General features: G+C 73.4%; 14 protein-coding genes. 2 read left to right on the top strand and 12 right to left on the bottom strand.

From position 1 onward, the window contains the following. Positions 1–28 precede the first annotated feature (28 nt). On the bottom strand, positions 29–667 hold the full coding sequence (locus ACFVFH_RS09770; RefSeq protein ID WP_383765511.1) for a GNAT family N-acetyltransferase: 639 nt from the start codon (positions 665–667) through the stop codon (positions 29–31). 164 nt (positions 668–831) lie between these two features. Here ACFVFH_RS09770 and ACFVFH_RS09775 point away from each other — a divergent pair, with 164 nt between their 5' ends. Beyond that, the gene (locus ACFVFH_RS09775; protein ID WP_123461777.1) at positions 832–1,047 is read left to right on the top strand and encodes an EF-hand domain-containing protein; all 216 of its coding nucleotides are present in this window, start codon (positions 832–834) and stop codon (positions 1,045–1,047) included. Between the two features lie 48 nt (positions 1,048–1,095). On the opposite strand, the gene ACFVFH_RS09780 is transcribed toward ACFVFH_RS09775, so the two are convergent. Together ACFVFH_RS09780 and ACFVFH_RS09785 are read right to left on the bottom strand one after the other, a co-directional pair. Beyond that, positions 1,096–2,583 carry a carboxylesterase/lipase family protein gene (locus ACFVFH_RS09780; protein WP_383765513.1) on the bottom strand — a complete coding sequence of 496 codons (1,488 nt, stop codon included), beginning with the start codon at positions 2,581–2,583 and terminating at the stop codon, positions 1,096–1,098. A 180-nt stretch (positions 2,584–2,763) separates the two neighbouring features. Continuing rightward, positions 2,764–4,275, bottom strand: coding sequence for a long-chain fatty acid--CoA ligase (locus ACFVFH_RS09785; RefSeq protein ID WP_383765515.1), 1,512 nt, complete (start codon positions 4,273–4,275; stop codon positions 2,764–2,766). 188 nt (positions 4,276–4,463) lie between these two features. Here ACFVFH_RS09785 and ACFVFH_RS09790 point away from each other — a divergent pair, with 188 nt between their 5' ends. Next, positions 4,464–5,762 carry a PucR family transcriptional regulator gene (locus ACFVFH_RS09790; RefSeq protein WP_383765516.1) on the top strand — a complete coding sequence of 433 codons (1,299 nt, stop codon included), beginning with the start codon at positions 4,464–4,466 and terminating at the stop codon, positions 5,760–5,762. A gap of 72 nt (positions 5,763–5,834) precedes the next feature. Here the strand turns inward: ACFVFH_RS09790 and ACFVFH_RS09795 are convergent, their stop codons facing one another. From ACFVFH_RS09795 to ACFVFH_RS09835, 9 genes are all read right to left on the bottom strand, one after another. Next, positions 5,835–6,812 carry a terpene synthase family protein gene (locus tag ACFVFH_RS09795; protein WP_383765518.1) on the bottom strand — a complete coding sequence of 326 codons (978 nt, stop codon included), beginning with the start codon at positions 6,810–6,812 and terminating at the stop codon, positions 5,835–5,837. 570 nt (positions 6,813–7,382) lie between these two features. Next, on the bottom strand, positions 7,383–8,801 hold the full coding sequence (locus ACFVFH_RS09800; RefSeq protein ID WP_383765520.1) for a DUF6177 family protein: 1,419 nt from the start codon (positions 8,799–8,801) through the stop codon (positions 7,383–7,385). A gap of 81 nt (positions 8,802–8,882) precedes the next feature. Continuing rightward, a complete protein-coding gene (gene eccCa, locus ACFVFH_RS09805; RefSeq protein ID WP_383765522.1) occupies positions 8,883–12,854 on the bottom strand; it encodes a type VII secretion protein EccCa in 3,972 nt (1,323 codons plus the stop codon). 49 nt (positions 12,855–12,903) lie between these two features. After that, entirely contained in the window at positions 12,904–14,433 is a 1,530-nt protein-coding gene (locus ACFVFH_RS09810; protein ID WP_383765524.1) for a MinD/ParA family protein, read from the bottom strand. A gap of 53 nt (positions 14,434–14,486) precedes the next feature. Next, entirely contained in the window at positions 14,487–15,860 is a 1,374-nt protein-coding gene (eccD, locus tag ACFVFH_RS09815) for a type VII secretion integral membrane protein EccD (protein ID WP_383765526.1), read from the bottom strand. Positions 15,861–15,964: 104 nt separating this feature from the next. After that, the gene (locus ACFVFH_RS09820; RefSeq protein ID WP_383765528.1) at positions 15,965–16,276 is read right to left on the bottom strand and encodes a hypothetical protein; all 312 of its coding nucleotides are present in this window, start codon (positions 16,274–16,276) and stop codon (positions 15,965–15,967) included. A gap of 265 nt (positions 16,277–16,541) precedes the next feature. Beyond that, positions 16,542–17,336 (bottom strand): DUF6508 domain-containing protein, encoded by a 795-nt coding sequence (locus ACFVFH_RS09825; RefSeq protein ID WP_383765529.1) that lies wholly within the window; start codon positions 17,334–17,336, stop codon positions 16,542–16,544. Between the two features lie 34 nt (positions 17,337–17,370). Continuing rightward, positions 17,371–17,769, bottom strand: a complete 399-nt coding sequence (locus ACFVFH_RS09830) for a hypothetical protein (protein ID WP_383765531.1) — start codon at positions 17,767–17,769, stop codon at positions 17,371–17,373. A gap of 14 nt (positions 17,770–17,783) precedes the next feature. After that, the coding region (locus ACFVFH_RS09835) for an ADP-ribosyltransferase (RefSeq protein WP_383765533.1) at positions 17,784–19,382 on the bottom strand (1,599 nt) is incomplete at its 5' end.

Here is a 19,382-nt window from a genome sequence, read left to right on the forward strand (position 1 = left end):
CGCACCGCACCGAGGCCCTGCCGACCGCTCACCCCGCGATCAGCAGGGCCTCCGAGCCCACCGGCCGGTAGCCCGCCGCCTGGAACGTCCGCACACTGCGGGCGTTGCCCGGCGACTGCTGGGCCCACACCACCGCGTCCGGCACCAGGTGCCGGGCCGCCCGCGCCAGCCGCGCGCCCAGCCCCCGGCCGCGCGCCCCCTCGGCCACCTCGATCGCGGTCTCCCAGCGCCCCGCGACGCCCCGGCCGAGGATCACCACACCGCCCTCGGCGGCCCAGACCCGCACCTCGTCGCGGTACTTCATCGCCCGCGCCACCCGCGGATGCTCCGGGTCCTCGATCTCCCGCAGCGCGATCCCCGGTCCGCCGGGCAGCGCGGGTGCGGCCGTCAGCAGGTCGACCGTGTTCATCCGCCGGCCGCTCCGCGCCATCAGCGCGCTCAGGAAGTGCGGATGCATCGTCGCGGCGAGCTCGTCGCCCGGGGTGCGGGCGAGCACCGACCGCACCCAGTCCGGATCCTCGTCGGTGAAGACCACCGAGTGCGCGGTGAACGCCAGCACGCCCGCGTCCCGGGCACTGGGCTGCCGTAGCACGGTCGTCGCCCCGTCCGGCGGGGGAAACCGTCCGTGCGCCGCGGCCGTCAGGATCCGTGCCAGTGCGTCAGCCATGCGTGCTCCGCTCCCCGTCCGGGACGGGGCCCGCCGGGCGGTGGGCCCCCTTCCATGATCGGTGACCGGCCGCCGCGAAGGCCATCGACCGGGACCGTTAATCTGACCATCGCCGGTCAGACATGGGCCGGGGCATCGATCAGGCATGACGAAGGGGCGGAACCGTGGCGGACATCGAGTCGGCGCGCAAGGCATTCGAGCGGTTCGATCTGAACGGCGACGGGCTGATCTCGGCCGCCGAGTACAAGAGCGTGATGGCTCAGCTCGGCGACCCCTACGTCACCGAGCCGGTGGCCCAGGCCGTCATCAACTCGCACGACGCCAACGGCGACGGGCTGCTCACGTTCGACGAGTTCTGGGCCGCGCAGAACAAGGGCTGACCCTCCCGAAGGGCCCCCGGCCGCCGGGCCGGGGGCCGCGCCGCGCCGTCAGGACGTCCTCCGGTACGGCGCCCAGCCGCGCAGCTCGTCGTCGCGCGGGGCCCGCACCACGGCGGGCCTGCCGGGGCCGAAGCCCATCACCGGGCGCGAGGAGTCCCAGCCCGGCCAGCCCGGATCACCGGACCCCGCGAACGCCACCCACGCCGCGTGCATCGCGTCGGCCAGCTCCTGCGGCGCGTCCGCACCGGCCAGCGCCACCGCGTCGGGCTGCTCCAGCGTGTCGAAGACGAATCCGATCTCCAGCGCGTGACAGGCTCCCAGCCGCAACACCGGGGACGGCCAGCCGAACTCGTAGAGATGAGTGCTTCCCCGGGCCCGCACCCGGGCGTCGGCCACCCGGTTCAGCGGGACCCGCAGCAGCAGATCGGTGGCGAGCGCCCCGAGCAGCTCACCCGGCGTGGCACCCGGCCGGTTCGCCCGGTACGTACGCCTCGTGGCGCCCGGCACCCCGAACTTCAGCAGCGCCAGCCGGAGCTTGAACGCCGAGAGACGTTCCGTCAGACCGCTGGGCACGAACCAGAGCCGGTACTCCTCGCTGTTCGACCCCATCAGCAGATCGACGTCGTCGGCGGCGCCGTCCAGCAGCGCTTCGAGCGGGTCGCGGGGCAGCAGATCGCCGTCCACCACGATCTGGAAGGAGTTCCCGCCGGTCAGCGGGGAGCCGCCGGCCGTCACCCCGCTCTGCGCCGCCAGCAGCGCGGCCGGATCCACCCCGGCCAGCGCCCCGGCCGTCGCCGCGACCCCGAGCCGCCGGGCGACCAGCTCCGTGGTGCGGCGGGCGGCCGCGTCCAGCGGCAGCGCGGTCGGCGCCCCGCTCTGCAGCACCGCACGCCGGAACAGGCCCTTCGCCCGGGGCGCCGCCAGCAGGGCACCGATGCTGATCGCCCCCGCCGACTCGCCGCACACCGTGACCAGGTCCGGATCGCCGCCGAACGCCGCGATGTTCTCCCGCACCCAGGCCAGCGCCGCGATCTGGTCGAGCAGCCCCCGGTTGGCGGGCGCGTCCGGGAACACCCCGAACCCCTCCATGCCGAGCCGGTAGTTGACCGACACCAGGACCACACCGTCCCGGGCGAACGCCGCCCCGTCGTACAGCGCCACCGCCGACGAACCGTGCAGCAGCGAACCGCCGTGGATCCAGACGAGCACCGGCAGCCCGCCACCGCCCGGGTCCGGCGTCCACACATTGAGGTTGAGACAGCCGTCGCCCGGTACGTCGGGGTCGGGCAGCAGCCGGTCCAGCGGCGGGTCGTACGGCCCCTTGGGCGCGGTCGGGCCGAACGCCACCGCGTCCCGCACCCCCTCCCAGGGCTCCGGCGGCCCTGGGGCCCGGAAGCGCAGGGCACCGACCGGGGCGGCGGCGTACGGGATGCCGCGGAAGACGGCGACCCCCCGCTCCAGCGTGCCGCGCACCGTTCCGTGGACCGTGCTGACCCGGGGTGGCGTCCCGGCTATCGGAGGGGGTACGGCAGCCATGTGGTTCAGCCCTTCTGCGGCGCGATCACGGACGGTACGGGCGGACGGCCGCCGGCCCTCCGCGCGGGACGGCCGGCCGCCGCCCGGGTGCGGCCCCGGCGGTACCGGTCACCCGATACGTACCCGGTCCGGGGCCGCGCGGACCGGTGTACCCGGCCGGGCCGGGACGACCGGGCGGGATCAGGGCGCGGACGGCGCCGTCAGGGCCCGCTTGAGGACCTTGCCGGTCGGCCCCAGCGGCAGCGCCCCGGTGAACCGCACGATCCGCGGGTACTTGTGCCGCCCCAGCCGCTCCCTGGACCAGTCGATCAGCTCCTGCTCCGTCACCGCCTCCGCCCCGGCGCGCACCACGACCACCGCGCAGACCTCCTCGCCGCGCACCTCGTCGGGCACCCCGATCACCGCGACCTCGGAGACCGCCGGATGGCGGATCAGCACCTCCTCCACCTCACGCGGGTAGATGTTGAAGCCGCCCCGGATGACCAGGTCCTTCTTCCGGTCGACGATGCTCAGGAAGCCGTCCTCGTCCAGGACCCCGAGGTCCCCGGTGCGGAACCAGCCGTCGACCAGGGCCGCGGCCGTGGCCGCCGGATCGTCGAGATACCCGGCGAACACGTTGTGCCCCCGCACCACGACCTCCCCGACCCCGCCGTCCGGGAGCAGCACCACGGCGTCCTCCACCGCCGCGTCCGCCACCCCGACCTCCACGCCCCACACCGGGTGGCCGACCGTGCCGGGGCGCCGGCCCAGCCGCGGCTGGTTGAAGGTGGCGACCGGGGACGTCTCGGTGAGCCCGTAACCCTCCAGGACCTGCGTGGCGAAGGTCTCCTCGAAGCGTTCGAGCACGGCCACGGGGAGGGCCGCGCCGCCCGAGACGGCCGCGCGCAGGGTGAGCCGGGGCGCCGCGTCGTCCCGGGCCCCGGCGTCCCGCGCCGCCGCCTCCACGAGGGCGTGGTACATCGTCGGCACGCCCATGAAGACGCTCACCCCTTCGGCGGCCAGCAGCTCCAGCGCGCCCGCCCCGCTGAAGCGCGGCATCAGGACGAGCGTGGCCCCGGCCCGGAGCGTCGCGTTCATCGCACAGGTCTGCCCGTAGGTGTGGAAGAGCGGCAGACAGCCGAGGACCACGTCGTCGACGTCCAGGGCCAGCAGGTCGTGGGCGATCACGGAGGCGTTCATCACGACGTTGAGATGGGTGAGCAGGGCGCCCTTGGGCCGCCCGGTCGTGCCGCTGGTGTAGAGGATCACCGCGATGTCGTCCGGGGCGGCCGGCTCCGGCGCGGCCAGCGGCTCCCCGCCCGTCGGCAGACCACGCACGGCCCGCACCCCCGTGGCGCGCGCCGCCTCCTCGGCGACCGGCCACATCGGACCCCCGCCGATCAGCGCGACGGCCCCGCTGTGCCGCAGCACGTACGCCACCTCGTCGGCGACCAGCAGCCCGTGCACCGGCACCACCGTCGCCCCGGCGGCCAGCGCGCCGTAGTACGCGTACAGGAAGTCCACCGAATTCGGCAGCAGCACCGCGACCCGGTCGCCCGGCCGGACCCCGGAGGCCCGCAGCGCGCCCGCGCAGCGCAGGGCCCCCGCCCACAGCTCGCGGTAGCCGGTCCGCTCACCCGAATCGACCACGGCCACACGGTCGGGATGGCTGCGGGCCGACTCGCCCAGGACGGTTGCGACGCTGAGAAACATGACACGCTCCAGGAAACATGACGTTCACACGGCTGCTCCTGCCCAGAATCGGCCCCGCCCCCGCCCCCGCACAATGTGCAGGTGCCCACCATGCGCGCCGCCCACCTGGGCAGGAGCCACACGCGGCGGTGCGCGACAAGGCATCCGCATAATGCGCGGCCGCCGGGGGCAGCCCTTAGCCTTCGGTCATGGCGCAGCATCCGGGGGCCCGAGCCCCGCGCACCGAACGCCCCCGCCCCGGCGACGACGGCGAGCTGCGGGGCGCCCTGGCCCGCGCCCTCCTGCCGAGGATCGACGAGCTGACCCGGCGGGTCGTCGACGACATCCACGCGCACAGCGGTACGTACGCCTCCGGCTCACCCGTCAGCCGGGACGACCTGGGGGAGATCTGCCACGTCAACCTGTTGCGCGCCCTGGAGGACTTCGGCGGACTGCCGTCCGGCGCGGGCGACTTCGAGCACGCGGCGCGCGAGACGGGGCGGCGGCGCGCGGAGCAGGGCGTGGCGCTGGACACCGTGCTCCAGGCATACCGGCGCGGCGGGCGGGTGATGTGGCAGATGATGGCCGAGCACCTGCGCGCCACGCGCGGCACACCGGACGCCGTGGGACCGGTGCCGGGCGACCCGGACACCGAGCTGGACATGGCGGGCGCCGTGTGGGAGACCATCGACCGCTACTCCCTGGTGATGGCGGAGTCGTACCGGCTGACCCAGCTGGAGATGCAGGGCCGCCAGGAGACCCGCCGCGTCGCCCTCTTCGAGGCGCTGCTCGACGGGCGGGGCGACGATCCGGCGGTCGCGGCGGCCGCCGCCGCGGCGCTGGGCGTGCCGGCCCACGACCGGTACGCCGTCGTCGTCGCAGCCCAGGACCCGGCCGCGCCGCCCAACCCGGCACCCGTCCTCGACGGGCACGGCATCTGGTCCTTCTGGCGGCCCCGCGCCGGCCGGTACGCGGGCATCGTGCGGCTGGCCGCGGGGGAGTCCGGCATCCTGCTCGACCTGCTGCGGCACCGCACGGGCGCCACCGCGGGCGTGTCACCGGAGTTCGAGCGGCTCGCCCAGGCGGGCAGGGCGCTGCGCCTGGCCGAGCAGGCGCTCCGCACCCTGCCCGCCGGAAGCGGCGAGGCGGCGGCCTTCGACGACCGGCTCGCGGAGGTGCTCCTGGTGGGCCGTCCGGAGATCGCCGAACGCATCGTCACCACGCGGCTGGGCGGGGTCCTGGAGGCGCCGGCCGAACGAGAGGTGCTGCTCGGCACCCTCCGGGTCTGGCTCGACAGCGGCTGCTCGGCGGCGCGGGCGGCCGAACTCCTCTACTGCCACCGCAACACGGTCCTCAACCGGATCGGCCGGGTCGCCGAACTCACCGGCTGCTCCGCGGAGTCGGGCGAGGTGCGGCTCGGGTGGGCGCTGGCCCTCCGGGCGCTGCCGCTGACCGGTGCCGTCGGCCGGCGGGCGGCGGACGGTGACATGGGCGGGGCCGGCCCGTGAGGGCCGCCGCATGGGACCGGGGGCCGTGGCGCCGCCCCCGGTCGTCGGCTCCCGCGCCCGGCCGGCGTGCGGTCAGGCGGCGAAGTACGTGGACAGCGAGTCGCGTTGGTCGACCTCGACGAGATCGGGGCGGGTGTAGCGCTCCGCTCGGGCGTGGTAGTCGAAGTCGCCCCGGACCAGCCCGCGGTAGTCCCGTACGCACCGCTCCAGCGCGGTCCGGGTGGGGCCCTGGATGCCGGCCGCCTCGATCTCCTCGGTCAGCTCCTGCTCGGCGCGCTGCACCCGCCGCGCGACCGCGGCGAGCTGCGCCCCGGCCTCGTCCACGGCCTCCTGGAGCGTGCAGCCGCGCTCGCGCTGGATGAGGTGGACCGTGTTGTGCTCGTATCCGAGCAGCGCCTCCTTCTCGAAGGAGCAGATGTCGTTGCAGAGCCCCGAGTGGTCGGTGACGGCATTGCGCAGCGCGATGTAGGCGGGGAGGCTCCGGGCCGATTCCGGGAGGTCGATCCCGGCGGTGATCTCGTGGAGGTCCAGGAAGGGCTGCATGGCCACCGAGTCCCGGCGGTGCTTCACGAATTCGGACCGGCTCGGCGACTGCCCGGCGGCCCGTTCCACGGCCTCGGCGTAGTAGGTCCACAGCCAGGCGACGGTGTCCCGCCGGAACTGCCGGATCCAGCGCGCCGACCGGTCCTGGTAGGTCCGGGCCCGCAGCCCCACGAGCGCCTGCTCCATGGCCCCGCGCGGCGGCCCGCCGTCCAGGACGGTGACCAGCCGGTCGATCGCCGCCTCGCACATGCGCGGATCGCGGCCCGCGGGTCCGTCGTCGAACTCGTCGTCGACGAGGAAGGCCCAGAAGAGCCACTGGCAGAAGAGATCGAGATGCTGCTGGGTGGCCGTGGGAAAGATGAGGGAGATCCAGAGTTCGGGTCTCGTCCGGATCATCTTCTTCCGGGCCACCGGGGAGAGCGCGAGGTCATGGGATTCGGCCCATTCCCACGCGGCTTCCCTGGTTTTGTCGATCCCGGGATGACAACCGGTGCTCTGGAATGGCATGTGAAACGCTGGCAGCACAATCTGGCTCATTGGTGCCCCTCGTCGAAACGATGCAGATGAACGATACGAACGGGTAAGTGTTCGGACTCGGGCGTCGGTGCCGGGTACGCGGCGGGGCACGGGCCACCCGCGTCCACCGACCCTGGCCAGAGGCTCACCGTGCGAGACGAGGCAGTCATTCCTGCTCACTCTCCTCCGCCGGGGTTCGGGACATCGGGGGCCGGGCCCGTCGGCCCGCGGTGGCAGCCGCCCCCGGCGTGGGACGGCGGCATCACCAGGCGTGACCCCCAGTCAACCCCGTGTGCGGGTAAGAAGGAAGCCATATGTGACCGAAATTGCTTGATCGTCAAAAACGAATGAGCATCTCTGCGTGGTAAATGACCTCTTGTGGTGATCGCCGCTCGGGCGCGCATATGCCCAAGTGGATTGCCACGCCGTCGATTTCGCGCCGCCCCGGGAATGGCCGGGTTTTTCGGCCCGGATCCGGCCGGGCCGCACGGCTCGGCCCGATCCGGCCGAAAGTCACCGGGTCCGGGCCCGGTCTCCGGGCGGGCCCGTCGCGCCGTCGGCTCAGGCGCCCTTCAGATGCCGCATCAGCCGTTCGAACTCCTGCCAGCCCGACAGGTCCGAGGGGTCGCCCGGCAGCGGGTAGTACAGCGCCGGACGGGACCGCGGGCCGAGCTGGACCGGCGGTTCGGCGAGCGGGGTGCGCCGGGCCCGGTCGCCGGGCATCTCGCGCACCTCCTCCGCGCCGAGCACGAAGGCCAGCGGCACCCCGGGCCCCTCGAAGCGCGGGGGTACGGCCAGGTCGCGCCGGGCCTTGCGGACCTGGACCAGCATCGACTGGAGGTGATGACGGGTGGCGAGCACCTCGGCCACCCGGGGCAGGGCGTCCAGCGGGGGCTCCTCGTCGGGGCCGTAGCCGAACGCGAGGGTGACGTCCTCCTCCACGCCCGCCTTCGTCCGGCTGACGCGGACGGTGGCCAGCCCCGGCCGCTCCGGGTCCCCGACCACCACGAGCCAGGTCGGCGCGGGCGCCCGGTCGAAGGCGACGTCGGTCAGCCTGCGCAGCGACCAGGGCAGGTTGGCGGGCTCGGCCGTGCCCCAACCCGCCGGAGGCTGCCCGGTCAGCTCCTGCCACACCGCTTCCAGCGCCCCGCCCAGCACCAGCCGGTCGTCCGCCGGGTGGACCGTGCGGAACGAGATCGCCAGCTGCCGCTCACCGGTGTCCGTGACCTCCTGGTAGGCGGCCGCCACCGGCGTGCGCGGGTCCTCGGGGGTGGCGTCGGGGGACTCGACCGTGGCGAACAGCCCGTTCTGCCAGCGCAGCACGGCCCCGGACAGCCCGTCGTAGTACCCGTCCTTCTCGTCCTGCACCACCCAGCGCGACGGCCATCCGCTCAGGCTGTTGCGCACGGCGGGGGAGAGCGTGGCACCCGGCGAGGTGACGATCTGGAGCCCCAGCTCGGCGTTGGCCGCGGCCCGGAACGCGTCCGAGAGCCAGGCCGTCATGGCGATCACCGGACGGTCCTGGATGATGACGGCCACCTTGTCGGTGAGCGCGTCCACGGCGGGCTGCGCGGCGGCGGGCGTGGGCGCGACGCTCACCCCGTCGGTCTTCACCACCGCCAGGGAGCGCGCGGCCTCCGGCGGCCAGGCCGAGCCCCCGGCCAGGGTGGCGATCCGCGCCGCGAAGGTCCCCGCGAGCAGCTCGGCCTCCTCGACCCCGGTGGTGGCGCGGGCCTCCGTCCACCAGAACGGGACCGGCGGCGCGGTGGCCCCGAGCAGCCGCTCGGCCTCGCCCGCCACCTGTACCAGCAGCGGCGCCTCGATCGAGACGAGCGGCCGGCCCTGTTCGTCGCAGAGCTGCACGACGGCATCCTCGCCCGTCGTGCCCACCAGCTTGTCCGGGCCGCCCGCGAGCAGCCCCGCGAGCACCGTCAACGGGTCGGGCATGCGGGTGGTGAGGGCGATGACGTCCTTGGTCATGTGGTCGGCCGTTCCTTCTTCGTCCGGGGTGCGGATGCGCGGTGGGGGCGGCCCGTCGGTGCGGGACCGCGCCCCGGTGCGTCACTCCGCGGTGTACACGGTCTGGATCAGCCGGTTGGGCTGGCCCCTGCGGATGAACACACCGCGTCCCGGCGGCTGCTGCGTCGCGTACACACCGGGGAACAGCTGCCCCTCGCTGCGGTCGCCCGCCATCAGGAGCGCCGAGGCCCCCGACTCGCGCAGCCCCAGCACCACCGGGTCGTACATGCCCCGCGAGGCGCCCGCGACCCGGCGCGTCAGCACGAAGTGCAGGCCGATGTCGACGGCGGACGGGATGTACGGCAGGAACGGGTCCAGCGGCGACTGTCCGGCCGTGGTCAGCACGTCGTAGTCGTCGACGAGGATCACGATCCGCGGACCGCTGCCCCAGCTGCCCGGCTCCAGGTCCTCGGTGTCCGCCCGGTCGTCCGGCAGCCGCTTCTCCAGCTCGGTGGCGATCCCCGCGGCCAGCCCCGCGCACATCTTGGGGTTGTACGCGTAGCCGCCGCGGAACTCCTCCGGGATCGCGCCGCGCAGACCGCGCCGCGGGTCCATCACCGCGAAGACCAGCTCCTGTTCGCCGTAGCGCTCGATCAGCCCGCCGGCGACGGTCTTCAGCAGATTCGTCTTGCCGCACTCGCTGTCGCCCAGGACCAGCAGATGCTGGTCGTGGTGGAACAGGTCGAGCAGGGCGGGCGCGAGCGCCGTCTGGTCCAGGCCGATCGGCACCCGCCGGGGCTCGGCGACCGGGCCGGGCAACAGGTGCGGCTCCAGCACGTGCGGCAGGATCCGTACCGGCTGGGCGACCTCGCCGCTCCAGGTGGCCCGGACCGTGCGGGCGGTGTGCTCCAGCACCGCGCCCAGGTCCGAGACGTCGGCCAGACCGTCCGTGCGCGGAAGCGCGACCTGCGCGAAGAGCTTGCCGTCGGTGAGGATGCGGCCCGGCTCGTCGGGCGACAGGGTCTGCGCGAGCTTGCGGTCGATGCTGGACTCGCTGGGGTCGTTGAGCCGCAGCTCGACCCGGGTGCCGAAGTTCGACTGGGTGGCGATGCGCACGTCGTTCCAGCGGAGCATGCCCGCGACGACGTGGATGCCGTAGCCGCCGCCGCGCTTGAGGATGTCGACGACGGCGTCGTCCAGCTCGTCGAAGTCGTCGCGCAGCGCACCGAAACCATCGATGATCAGCACGATCTCGGCCGACGCCAGCTGCGGCAGCCGGCCCGCCGCGTGCAGCGAACGCAGCTGCTCCACGGAGTCGATGTTGTGCTCGCGGAAGAGCTCCTCGCGGACCGCGAGCATGCCCCGCACCTCTTCGACCGTGCGGCCCGCGCGCTCCCGGTCCGCCCGTCCGGCGACGCCTCCGACGTGCGGCAGCCCGGACACGGCCTGGAGACCGCCGCCCACCAGGTCGAGGCCGTAGACGCCGACCTCCTGCGGGGTGTGGGTCAGCGCGATCGCGAGCGCCAGCGTACGCAGCAGGGTCGTCTTGCCCGCCTGCGGACCGCCGATGACCGCGGCGTGACCGCCCGCCACCGTGAGGTCCAGATACCACTGGCCCTGCCACTGCTTCGTCGGGTCGTCGAGCAGACCGAGCGGCACCTGGAGCGGACCGCGCCGCTTGGCCAGCTGCATCCCGCGCGGACCCACGTCCAGCGGACCCGCGACCGTGTCCAGGGCGACGGCGCCGGGCAGCGGCGGCAGCCAGATGCGGCGCACCGGACCGGCCGCCTCGCGCAGCTGGTCGACGACGACGCCCATCTCGGTCGGCCCGGTCTCCCGGCGCCGGACCTTCGGCTCCTCGCCCGAACTCTCCGGCTCGGCCAGGGTGTTGAACGCCTCGTACTCCAGCGCGAGCGGACCGGTGTCCTCCTCCTGGGTGCGCTGCACAGGGCCCCGGTACCCGCCGGAGACATAGCTCGCCTTGAAGCGCTCGTAGTGGCTGGTGTCGACCTTCAGATAGCCGAAACCGGGCAGCGGCGGCAGATGGAAGGCGTCCGTGGTGTCCAGGACCGTACGCGACTCGTCGGCGGAGAAGGTGCGCAGCCCGAGCCGGTAGGAGAGATAGGTGTCCAGACCCTTCAGCTTGCCGCCCTCGATGCGCTGGCTGGACAGCAGCAGATGCACCCCGATGGAGCGGCCGATCCGGCCGATGGACAGGAACAGGTCGATGAAGTCCGGCTTCGCGGTGAGCAGTTCACCGAACTCGTCGATCACGACGAACAGATGCGGCAGCGGCTCCAGATCGGGCCGCCGCTCCGCGCGCAGCGCCGCGTAGTCACCGATGTCGGCGACGTTGCCCGCGTCCTTGAGCACCTGCTGACGGCGCTTGACCTCACCGGCGAGCGAGGCGTGGACCCGCTCCACGAGGCCCGCCTGGTTCTCCAGGTTGGTGATGACACCGGCCACGTGCGGCAGCTCCGCGAACGGGGCGAAGGTCGCACCGCCCTTGTAGTCGACCAGGACCAGCGCGAGGTCCTCCGGCGGATGCGTGGCCACCAGGGCGAGGACCAGCGTCCGCAGCAGCTCCGACTTGCCGGAACCGGTCGCCCCGACACAGAGCCCGTGCGGGCCCATGCCCAGCTCGGAGGACTCCTTCAGGTCCAGGAGCACCGGCTGGTGGGAGTCGCTGATGCCGATCGGCACCCGCAGGAAGGCCCGCTCGCCGCGCGGCGCCCACAGACGCGCGAGGTCGAGCCGCGCCACGTCGTCGATCCCGAGCAGGTCGGCGAAGTCGACCGGCCCGGAGAGCGGGGCGTCCACCAGCGACTCGGCGGACAGCCGCATCGGCGCCAGCATCCGGGCCAGCCCCTCGGCGAACGGGATGCTGACCTCGTCCACGGTGCCGTGGGCGCTGATCGGCTCCTGCTCGCGCAGATCCTCGATGACCACCCCGTCGCCGTCGACGGTGATCCGGACGCTGACGTGGCCCGGCTCCTGGACCCGGTGTTCGAGCAGGTGCAGCACGCTGACGCCCATCTCGCGCAGCCCGACCGCGTCGTCCGGGCGCGGCAGGTCGACGGCGTCCTCGCCGTGCCCGTCGGTGACGACGAGCAGCCGGGAGGTCATCGACAGCGCGTCCTTGCCGGACAGACCGCGCCGCACCTCGGCCGCGTACGAGGCGCGGCGGCGCAGCTCGGAACCGATCTGACGGGCCAGCTGAGGCGCGGACGGGGCGATCCGGCGGGCGGCGACCGGACCGTCGAACTGCTCGGTGTCGAGCAGATGCGGCATCCACTTGGCCCACTCCCAGTCGGCCAGCCGCTCACCCGGCACGGCGAGCGCCATCGCGACGTCGTCGGGGGCGTGCGTGGCGGCGGTCTGGACGAGCAGGGCGCGCGCGACCCGCAGGCAGTCCTCGCGCGGGCCGATGACGCTGATGTTGCCGACCCGGTCGAGCGGGACGGTGAGCGGGAGTTCGGTGCCGGTGCGGAAGCGGTCCATCAGCGCGGACGCCTCGTTGAGCATGAAGGTGTCCGGCGGCGAGAGGACGGAGGAGCCCTGCTGGGCGACCGTCAGATCGCGTACCGGCATCTCGCCGGTGCCGACGCGCACCCGCAGGAAGTCGCCGTCCAGGCGGCGCCGCTCCCACACCCGGGCGGGGTCGCGCACGATGTCGTACAGGGCGTGCGGCGGCGGATTGAGGACGTCGGCCCGCTCGGCCCGCCGGCGCTCCTCCACGGAGAGCTCCTCGCGCAGGTCCTCCAGATAGGCGAGGTAGGCCTCGCGCTGGGTCCGGCGGGTGCGCTGGGCCTTGCCGCGCTGCGAGAAGACGAGCGCCACGGAACCGATGACGGTGACGACGAGGATGATCGCGCCGAGGCCCGCGAACTGACTGTTGCGCACGACCGTCATCATCACGACGGAGGACATCACACCGGCGACCGGCAACAGCGACATCGCGATGTTGCCCGACTTGCCCTCGGGGAGGTTCGGCGGGGCCTCGATGGTGCGTGCCTCGGAGGCGGCCGGCGGCCGGGTGGTCCTGGCCGGGCGGTGGATCAGTCGGGTACTCATCGTCGTCCGTCACTCGGGGTCGGGATCAGTGGGTGCTGCCGATCGGTGATCAGTGGTGCTGCTGGGAGAGCCGGAACACGTCCGCGGCCAGCCGGGTGGCGGCCTCCCGGGTCGCGTGCGCCAGGAGATCGGTACGGATCTCGCCGCCCGCCGCCAGATGCCGGTCGTACGGCAGCACCTGGACGCTCGCACCGGTGGCCTTCAGCTTCTCCGCCGCCTCGTCGAGGTCGAGTCCGGGGTGCGGCACCAGTTCGCTGAGCACGACGACCGTGCCGGCGATGACCTGCCGGGGCAGCGACTGCATCCAGGTCAGGACCGCGTACGTGCTGGTGATGCCCTCCAGCGTGGCGGGGGCGGCCAGCACCCGGGCCTGGGCGGCGGAGAGCGCGACCCGGGCGACCTCGGCGGGCAGCGTCTCGCAGTCGACGACGGTGACGCCGAAGTAGCGGCGCAGCGAGACCATGACCCGCTCGTACGCCCGGCTGTCGAGCATCGCGCCGATCTGGCCCTGACTGCCGGGCAGCAGCCAGGCGTTGCCCGGCAGCTGGACGAGATAGCCGGTGATGTCCAGCAGCGACATCTGGGGCTCGATGATCCCCGCCAGGTCGCCCGTGGTCCAGCGCAGCGACTCGGCGCCGAGCCGCAGCGGCAGCGAGCCGAGCGCCGGATCGGCCTCGACGAACAGGACCGGGTCCTGGCGGTAGTGCGCGTACGTGGTGCCGAGCAGCGCGGCGACGGTCGACTTGCCCGCGCCGCCCCGGATGGAGGTGACGGCGATCTGCCGACCGGTCGTCACCGGCTGCTGGAGCATCTCGGCGGTGGCGGTGGTCCGGGCCACCTCGCGCGCGGCCGACGAGGACACGCTCACCCGCAGGGCCCGCGCGGCCCGCGTGGTGAAGGGCTCGCCGCGCCGGGCCTTGCGGCCGACGGCGGCCAGCGTCCGGTCCACCACGGGCCGGGACTCGGGGGCGTGGTGGGCCCGGGTGCCGGGGGTGTACGCGGCCTGCTCCCGGGGCTGTGCCTGCTGCGGCTGCGACTGGACGACGGGGGCCGCGACGGGCGGCGTCACCATGCCCTGCTGTCCCTGCTGTCCCTGCTGTCCCTGGTGGCCGGGGTGCTGCTGGTGCGGATGGGGCTGTTCCTCGTGGCCGGGGTACTGCTGCTGCGCGGCCTGCTGTTCCGGGTACCCGGCGTACTGCTGCCCCTGGTATCCGGGTTGCTGCTGGACCGGCTGCTGTCCCTGATGGCCCTGGTACTGCTGAGGGGCCTGCTGTTCCTGATAGCCGGTGTACTGCTGGGGCTGGTGGGGCTGCTGGGACTGGTGGGGCTGCTGATAGCCGGGTTGCTGCTGGTGCGCCCCGTAGGCGTGGGCGTTCTGCGCGGGCACACCGGGGCCCTGCGCGGCGGAACCGTACGGCTGACCGTCCTGGCCCTGCGCGGCGGAACCGTACGGCTGACCGTCCTGGCCCTGCGCGGGAGCGCCGTACCCCTGGCCGTCGGGGCTCTGGGCGTTCTCCTGGGAGGCGCCGCTCCGCATGGCGCGCAGCACATCGCCCTGCCAGTTGTCTTCGTTCGGCATGTCTGCCCTTCTTTTTCGCCCTGCTGCCCCGCCCGGAGCACCTGCGCGTCGACTCAGAACTTGTTGAGCAGCTGTCCGTACACGCCGAACACACCGACGGCGAGCGGGAAGAGCCCCACCACGCCGATGGATTCGACCAGATCGGCCATGCGCCGCAGCCGGACCTGCACGTGCTCGGGCGGCTGCACCGCGAGGACGAGCAGCGGCAGCACCGCGGCCACGACCAGCAGGGCGAGCGGTCCGGCACCCCCGGCGTGCTGCATCCACAGCATGACGAGACGCACGACCAGGACCGCGGCGGCGGCGAAGAGCGCCACCACCTCGGCGACCAGCGGGAAGGCCCGCGCCCGGGAGAGCAGCACGAGAGCCACCAGGGAGGGGAGCGCCACGGTCCACACGGACGGCTTGTCGGCCAGCGTGAGCAGCCAGCCGCCGGCCGCCGCGGAGACCGCGGTGACCACCGTCGCCAGGGCGAGGCCGCGGTGGGTGGCCGCCAGTGCGTTGCCCACCTGGTGGCGGCTGACGGAGGCGCCGCCGGAGCGGCGGTCGTCGAGCGCGGTGAGCCCGGAGGCCGCCAGCGCCAGCCGGGGGAGCAGACCGAGCAGTACGACGGAGAAGACGGCCATGACGGCGCCGAGCCGGGCCAGGTCGTCCTGGACGGCGGCGACGGCCTCCCACACCAGGGTGACCGCGGTGGTGGCGACGGCGCCGATGAGCCCGCCGCGGCCGAGCGGCGAGAAGTAGCCGAGCAGCACCAGTGTCAGGACCAGGGCGGCGGCGACGGCGGCGAGCCGTGCGGTCCCCGACCAGTCGTAGGCGTCCGCCGCGGTCCAGGCGGTGAGGATGCCGAGGCTGCCGGAGGCGAGCAGCAGCGCGGTCGCCAGACCCCGGTTGCCCTGCCCGATCTTCGCGATGAGCGCACCGCCCGCCAGCAGGACGAGCGTCGCGGCCGCGAGGGCGGCCGTCAGGGAGTCCAGGGCGAACTCGCGCCGGGCGAGCAGCGCGGCGACCACCGCGAAGGCCACGGACGCCACGCCCGCACTCGTGCGGCGCGCGGCGGGACGCCAGCGCCAGGCCTGCAGATCGAGATCGTCGGCCACCAGGTCGGTGACGTCGTGCACGACCGGGGCGGGAGGCGCGGAGTGCGCCCGGACGAGCCGGAGCACCGCCCCGTCCGCGATACCCACCGAGGACAGCGTGCTGTCGTGCGGGAGTGCGGAGCCGTCCGACGTGATCAGCTGCCGTGTCATCGGGCGTGCTGCCGCCCGGTCGTCCAGCAATTGCAGAATGTCCGGCAGCAGCTGCCCGATCGGGGTGTCGGACGGCAGGACGATGTCGGCCCGGCGTCGCTCACCGACCAGCGTCACCCGGCTGAGCTGCGCTCGGGAAGTCGTTGCTGTGCTCACCACTTTACGGGAACCTATCATCGCGACGTTGTGAGGAGTCGGGCAGCTTGGCGTGCCCATGCTACTGGCGCCTTCTCGGTTCCCTGTGCGGGGAACTCTTCCTGAATGCGCCGGAGTTGTCAGAATTACTGGGGATTCTTCGTCGATTCCCCGGTTTTATCCGGTTGCGCCGTTTTCGCCGGCTGTTCGTACTGCTGTTCCTGGCGCTGCTGCTTCTGCTGTTCGGCCTTCTGCTTCTCCAGCATGTTCTGGACAAAGGACCACCCCACGCATCCCGCGCACAGCACGGCGGCGATGGCGATCCCCGCGAAGACCTTCCCGAGCCGCTCGTCCGCCGTACGCCGCGCCCGCTGCGCACCGAACAGCAGCGCGTCACGCATCCTGCGACGGCGTACCGCCACCGACTCCAGAAGCTGGCTGTCGTAATCCCGTGCCATTCGTCTCGTCGTCCGTTGCCTCAGTCGTACGTTGCGTCGGTCATGGTCGCTGCGTCATAGCCGGTCGGCGCGTGGAACGGCGGCCGGGGCCGGGTCACTCCCGCGCACTTCGGGGGGAGCGGTGTGGAGCGGCATCTTCCGTATCAGCCGACGGGCACCGCAAGGAATCCCCCGATTCACTCCTGCAACATAAGGCATCCGTGAGCGGGCAGTACAGCCCAGGTCGCGGCGGGAGCGAGTGCGACGGACGCGCGTTCCGCCGGGATCAGGGATCCTCCCGCGACCGGCCGTCCACTCCCCGGTACCAGGCACACAGCGACTCGGCCACGGCGTCGAGAAGGCCGGTCCCGGCCGCCTCCGCGATCGTCCCGTCGCAGAACCGTTCCCCGCGCACCACGGCCGTGGCCGCGCGCACCGCGTCGGCCGGAGCCAGCCGGCCGTCGGCGGGCACGACCGGTGGCGGGTTGTCCTGCCACAGGTACGCCGGCGTCACCGCGCCGACCGCGGCCAGCGCGCCCACCAGCCGCCGGAGCGGCCCGCTGTGGATCGGGTGGCCCATGAGCCGACGGCCGTCCGGCTGCTCGCCACCGGACGACCACCGCACCTCGCGGTCCTCGTCCGTGAGCGCGGCGAGCGCGTCCTCCAACTCGCGCCACGCGTCGCCGTTCTCGCGGTCGAGCTGGGCCAGCAGACGGCGGTCGTCGGCCTCGGTGACGACCCGGGCCAGCGCGGTCAGCGCCTCCAGGGACGGGGCCGAGGCCAGCGAGCCCGGCACGACATGACTGACGCACCTCGGGTCCGAGCCCCGGGCCAGCGCGGCGAGCGCGGCGGTGGGCACGAGCCCGCGCGCCCTGGCATCGTCGAGCTTCCTGGACCAGGCGAGCCCTTCACCGAAACCGGCCCGGTCACCGGTGGGCCGCAGACACCAACCGGCCGCGTCGTCCTCGTCGTTGGCCCACAGATAGCCCATCGCCTCGCCGCGCGCGTTGGCGACAGTGAGGTGATGGACCGGGCCGTCGGTCGTGGCGCGGTAGCCGGGGGCGGCGGGGGTGTGGCTCATGGTCGGCTCTCGTCGTGGGCGTCGGTGCGGGACCTCAGCCCCCGCTCACCATGTCCTTGAACTCGGCGAGCGACGGAGCCTCGGCCAGCGAACCGGCCACGACACCACTGCCCCTGATGTCGCTCGTGTCCCGGAGCAACTCGGCGAGCAGGGCGGAGGGAGCGATGCCCCGGGACTTCGCGTCCCGCAGCTTCCTGAGCCATGCGGCTCCGGCGTTGATCGCGGCGGCCCCCAGCCCCTGGGGCGTCACCCAGCCCGCGGCGTCGTCCTCGTCATTGGCCCACACGTAGCCGATCACCAGGCCGTCGCTGTCGGCGACCCGTACGTACTGCACGGGTCCCCGCGCGACACGGTTGTAGCGGGGCGGTCCGGCGACCCGCTTGAGCTGCATGTCTTCCTCGAAGCGCGGATTGGGTCGGTTCTCGCTGGTCATGCACTCTTCCTCTGTCACTTCGGCAGGACTTCGCCGTACACCTGGGCCTGTCCGGCCTCGTCCACGAAGACTCGGGTCACCCGGTACTCCGAGCCGCGCCCGAGAAGGATCTCACGCTCGGTCACGCCGTAGTGGCTGACCTTCTCCAGCCACAGCGCGGGCGTCCCCTTCGGGACCCGCAGGTGGAGGATGGCGTCCTTCCCCGCGAAGCTGGGCACCGGATGGTTGCCGAGCGAGGTGGACAGGTAGCCCTCGTCGCCGAATGTGCCGCCCATCATTTCGAGGGGCGAGTCGAGGTCGAGGTGCCCGATGCCCGTGCCGCGCACCACCATGACGTCCTCGGGCACCGGCCGGGTCGACATGACCCGGTCCATCTCGCCGATGTCGTGCAGCACCTCGGGCCGGGGACCGTAGCGGGGGTCGTTCCGCAGGTAACCGTTCATGTCCTTGTACGAGGGGAACGAGTCGCCCGTGTAGTCCCGGAGCGCCTGCTGTGCGGACGGGTCCAGATTGTCGACGTAGTCGTTCCAGTAGTCCCGGCCGTACTGGACCGCGTCGAAGTCGTCCGCGAACGGCACGGTGCCGTCGGTGAGTTCCGAGGCGGCGACCCGGTGCTTCTCGGCGGTGGACAGCGCGTCGAAGTCGGCCTCCGACACGTGCGGCCGGTACGTGAAGTCGTCCGCCGCGGGACCGGCGCCGGGGCCGTCCGCACCGGAATGGCCAGGCGTCGACGCGTCGTCCGCGCCGTGCGCGAGGTCGTCGGCGGCGCCGTGCGGGTCGACGTGGCTGCCGTGGCCGCCGTGGTCACCGGCGTGCCCGGCGTCGTCGGCGTGCCCGGCCGCGTCGTCCGCGTGACCGCCGTGCGAACCGTCGTGCCCGTGCGTGCCCGGCCCGTCGTGGCCCGGGGTGTGCGGGGCGTCCGGGGCGTCGGGAGTGTGCGGGGTGTGCGGATTGCTGCCGGGTACGTCGTGACCCGTGCCCGCGGGGAAGTGGTCGGTGGGAACGTGCGCGCCGACGTTGCCCGGGACGTGGCCGGGCGCACCGCCCGGTACGTGGGTCGCCGGGTCGAAGTGCGCGGGGGCGGGGCCGAAGGATCCGTTCGGTACGTGGCTGGGCGTTCCGCCCGGTACGTGGCTCGCCGGGTCGAAGTGCGCCGGCGCGGGGCCGAAGGATCCGCTGGGCGCGTGGCTCGCCGGGTCGAAGTGTGCGGGGGCGGGGCCGAACGACCCGTTCGGTACGTGGCCGCCCGCGCCCGGCGGCACGTTGTCGAAGCCGCCGGGGGTGTGCGGCGCCATGTCGGGGAAGCCGCTGCCCGCGTGGACCCCCACCGGCACCGGCTGCTGAATCTGCCAGGACGTCGGCAGGCCCGAGGTGCCGGGAACCGTGTCGTGCGGGATCGGAGTCGTCTCGACCACGCCGTTCGGGGCCACCAGGTTGCCGTTGGGCTCCAGGAAGCGCCCGTCGGGCAACTGCACCGAACCGTCGGGGAGTTTGGGGATGTCGATGTTGCCGATGCCTTTGAGGCCTTTGGTGATGTCGCCGATCTTGGAGAGGCCGGCGCCTGCGCCCTTGGCGATGTAGGTCATGGGGTCGATGACCTTGCCGGCTTTGCC

This window comes from Streptomyces sp. NPDC057697 (assembly GCF_042799335.1).
In the GTDB taxonomy this organism is placed as follows: Bacteria; Actinomycetota; Actinomycetes; order Streptomycetales; family Streptomycetaceae; genus Streptomyces.

Coding starts and splice junctions, on each gene's coding strand:
- ACFVFH_RS09770 (WP_383765511.1), bottom strand. CDS start 667: ATGGCTGACGCACTGGCACGGATCCTGACGGCCGCGGCGCACGGACGG.
- ACFVFH_RS09780 (WP_383765513.1), bottom strand. CDS start 2,583: ATGGCTGCCGTACCCCCTCCGATAGCCGGGACGCCACCCCGGGTCAGC.
- ACFVFH_RS09785 (WP_383765515.1), bottom strand. CDS start 4,275: ATGTTTCTCAGCGTCGCAACCGTCCTGGGCGAGTCGGCCCGCAGCCAT.
- ACFVFH_RS09790 (WP_383765516.1), top strand. CDS start 4,464: ATGGCGCAGCATCCGGGGGCCCGAGCCCCGCGCACCGAACGCCCCCGC.
- ACFVFH_RS09795 (WP_383765518.1), bottom strand. CDS start 6,812: ATGCCATTCCAGAGCACCGGTTGTCATCCCGGGATCGACAAAACCAGG.
- ACFVFH_RS09800 (WP_383765520.1), bottom strand. CDS start 8,801: ATGACCAAGGACGTCATCGCCCTCACCACCCGCATGCCCGACCCGTTG.
- eccCa (WP_383765522.1), bottom strand. CDS start 12,854: ATGAGTACCCGACTGATCCACCGCCCGGCCAGGACCACCCGGCCGCCG.
- ACFVFH_RS09810 (WP_383765524.1), bottom strand. CDS start 14,433: ATGCCGAACGAAGACAACTGGCAGGGCGATGTGCTGCGCGCCATGCGG.
- eccD (WP_383765526.1), bottom strand. CDS start 15,860: ATGATAGGTTCCCGTAAAGTGGTGAGCACAGCAACGACTTCCCGAGCG.
- ACFVFH_RS09820 (WP_383765528.1), bottom strand. CDS start 16,276: ATGGCACGGGATTACGACAGCCAGCTTCTGGAGTCGGTGGCGGTACGC.
- ACFVFH_RS09825 (WP_383765529.1), bottom strand. CDS start 17,336: ATGAGCCACACCCCCGCCGCCCCCGGCTACCGCGCCACGACCGACGGC.
- ACFVFH_RS09830 (WP_383765531.1), bottom strand. CDS start 17,769: ATGACCAGCGAGAACCGACCCAATCCGCGCTTCGAGGAAGACATGCAG.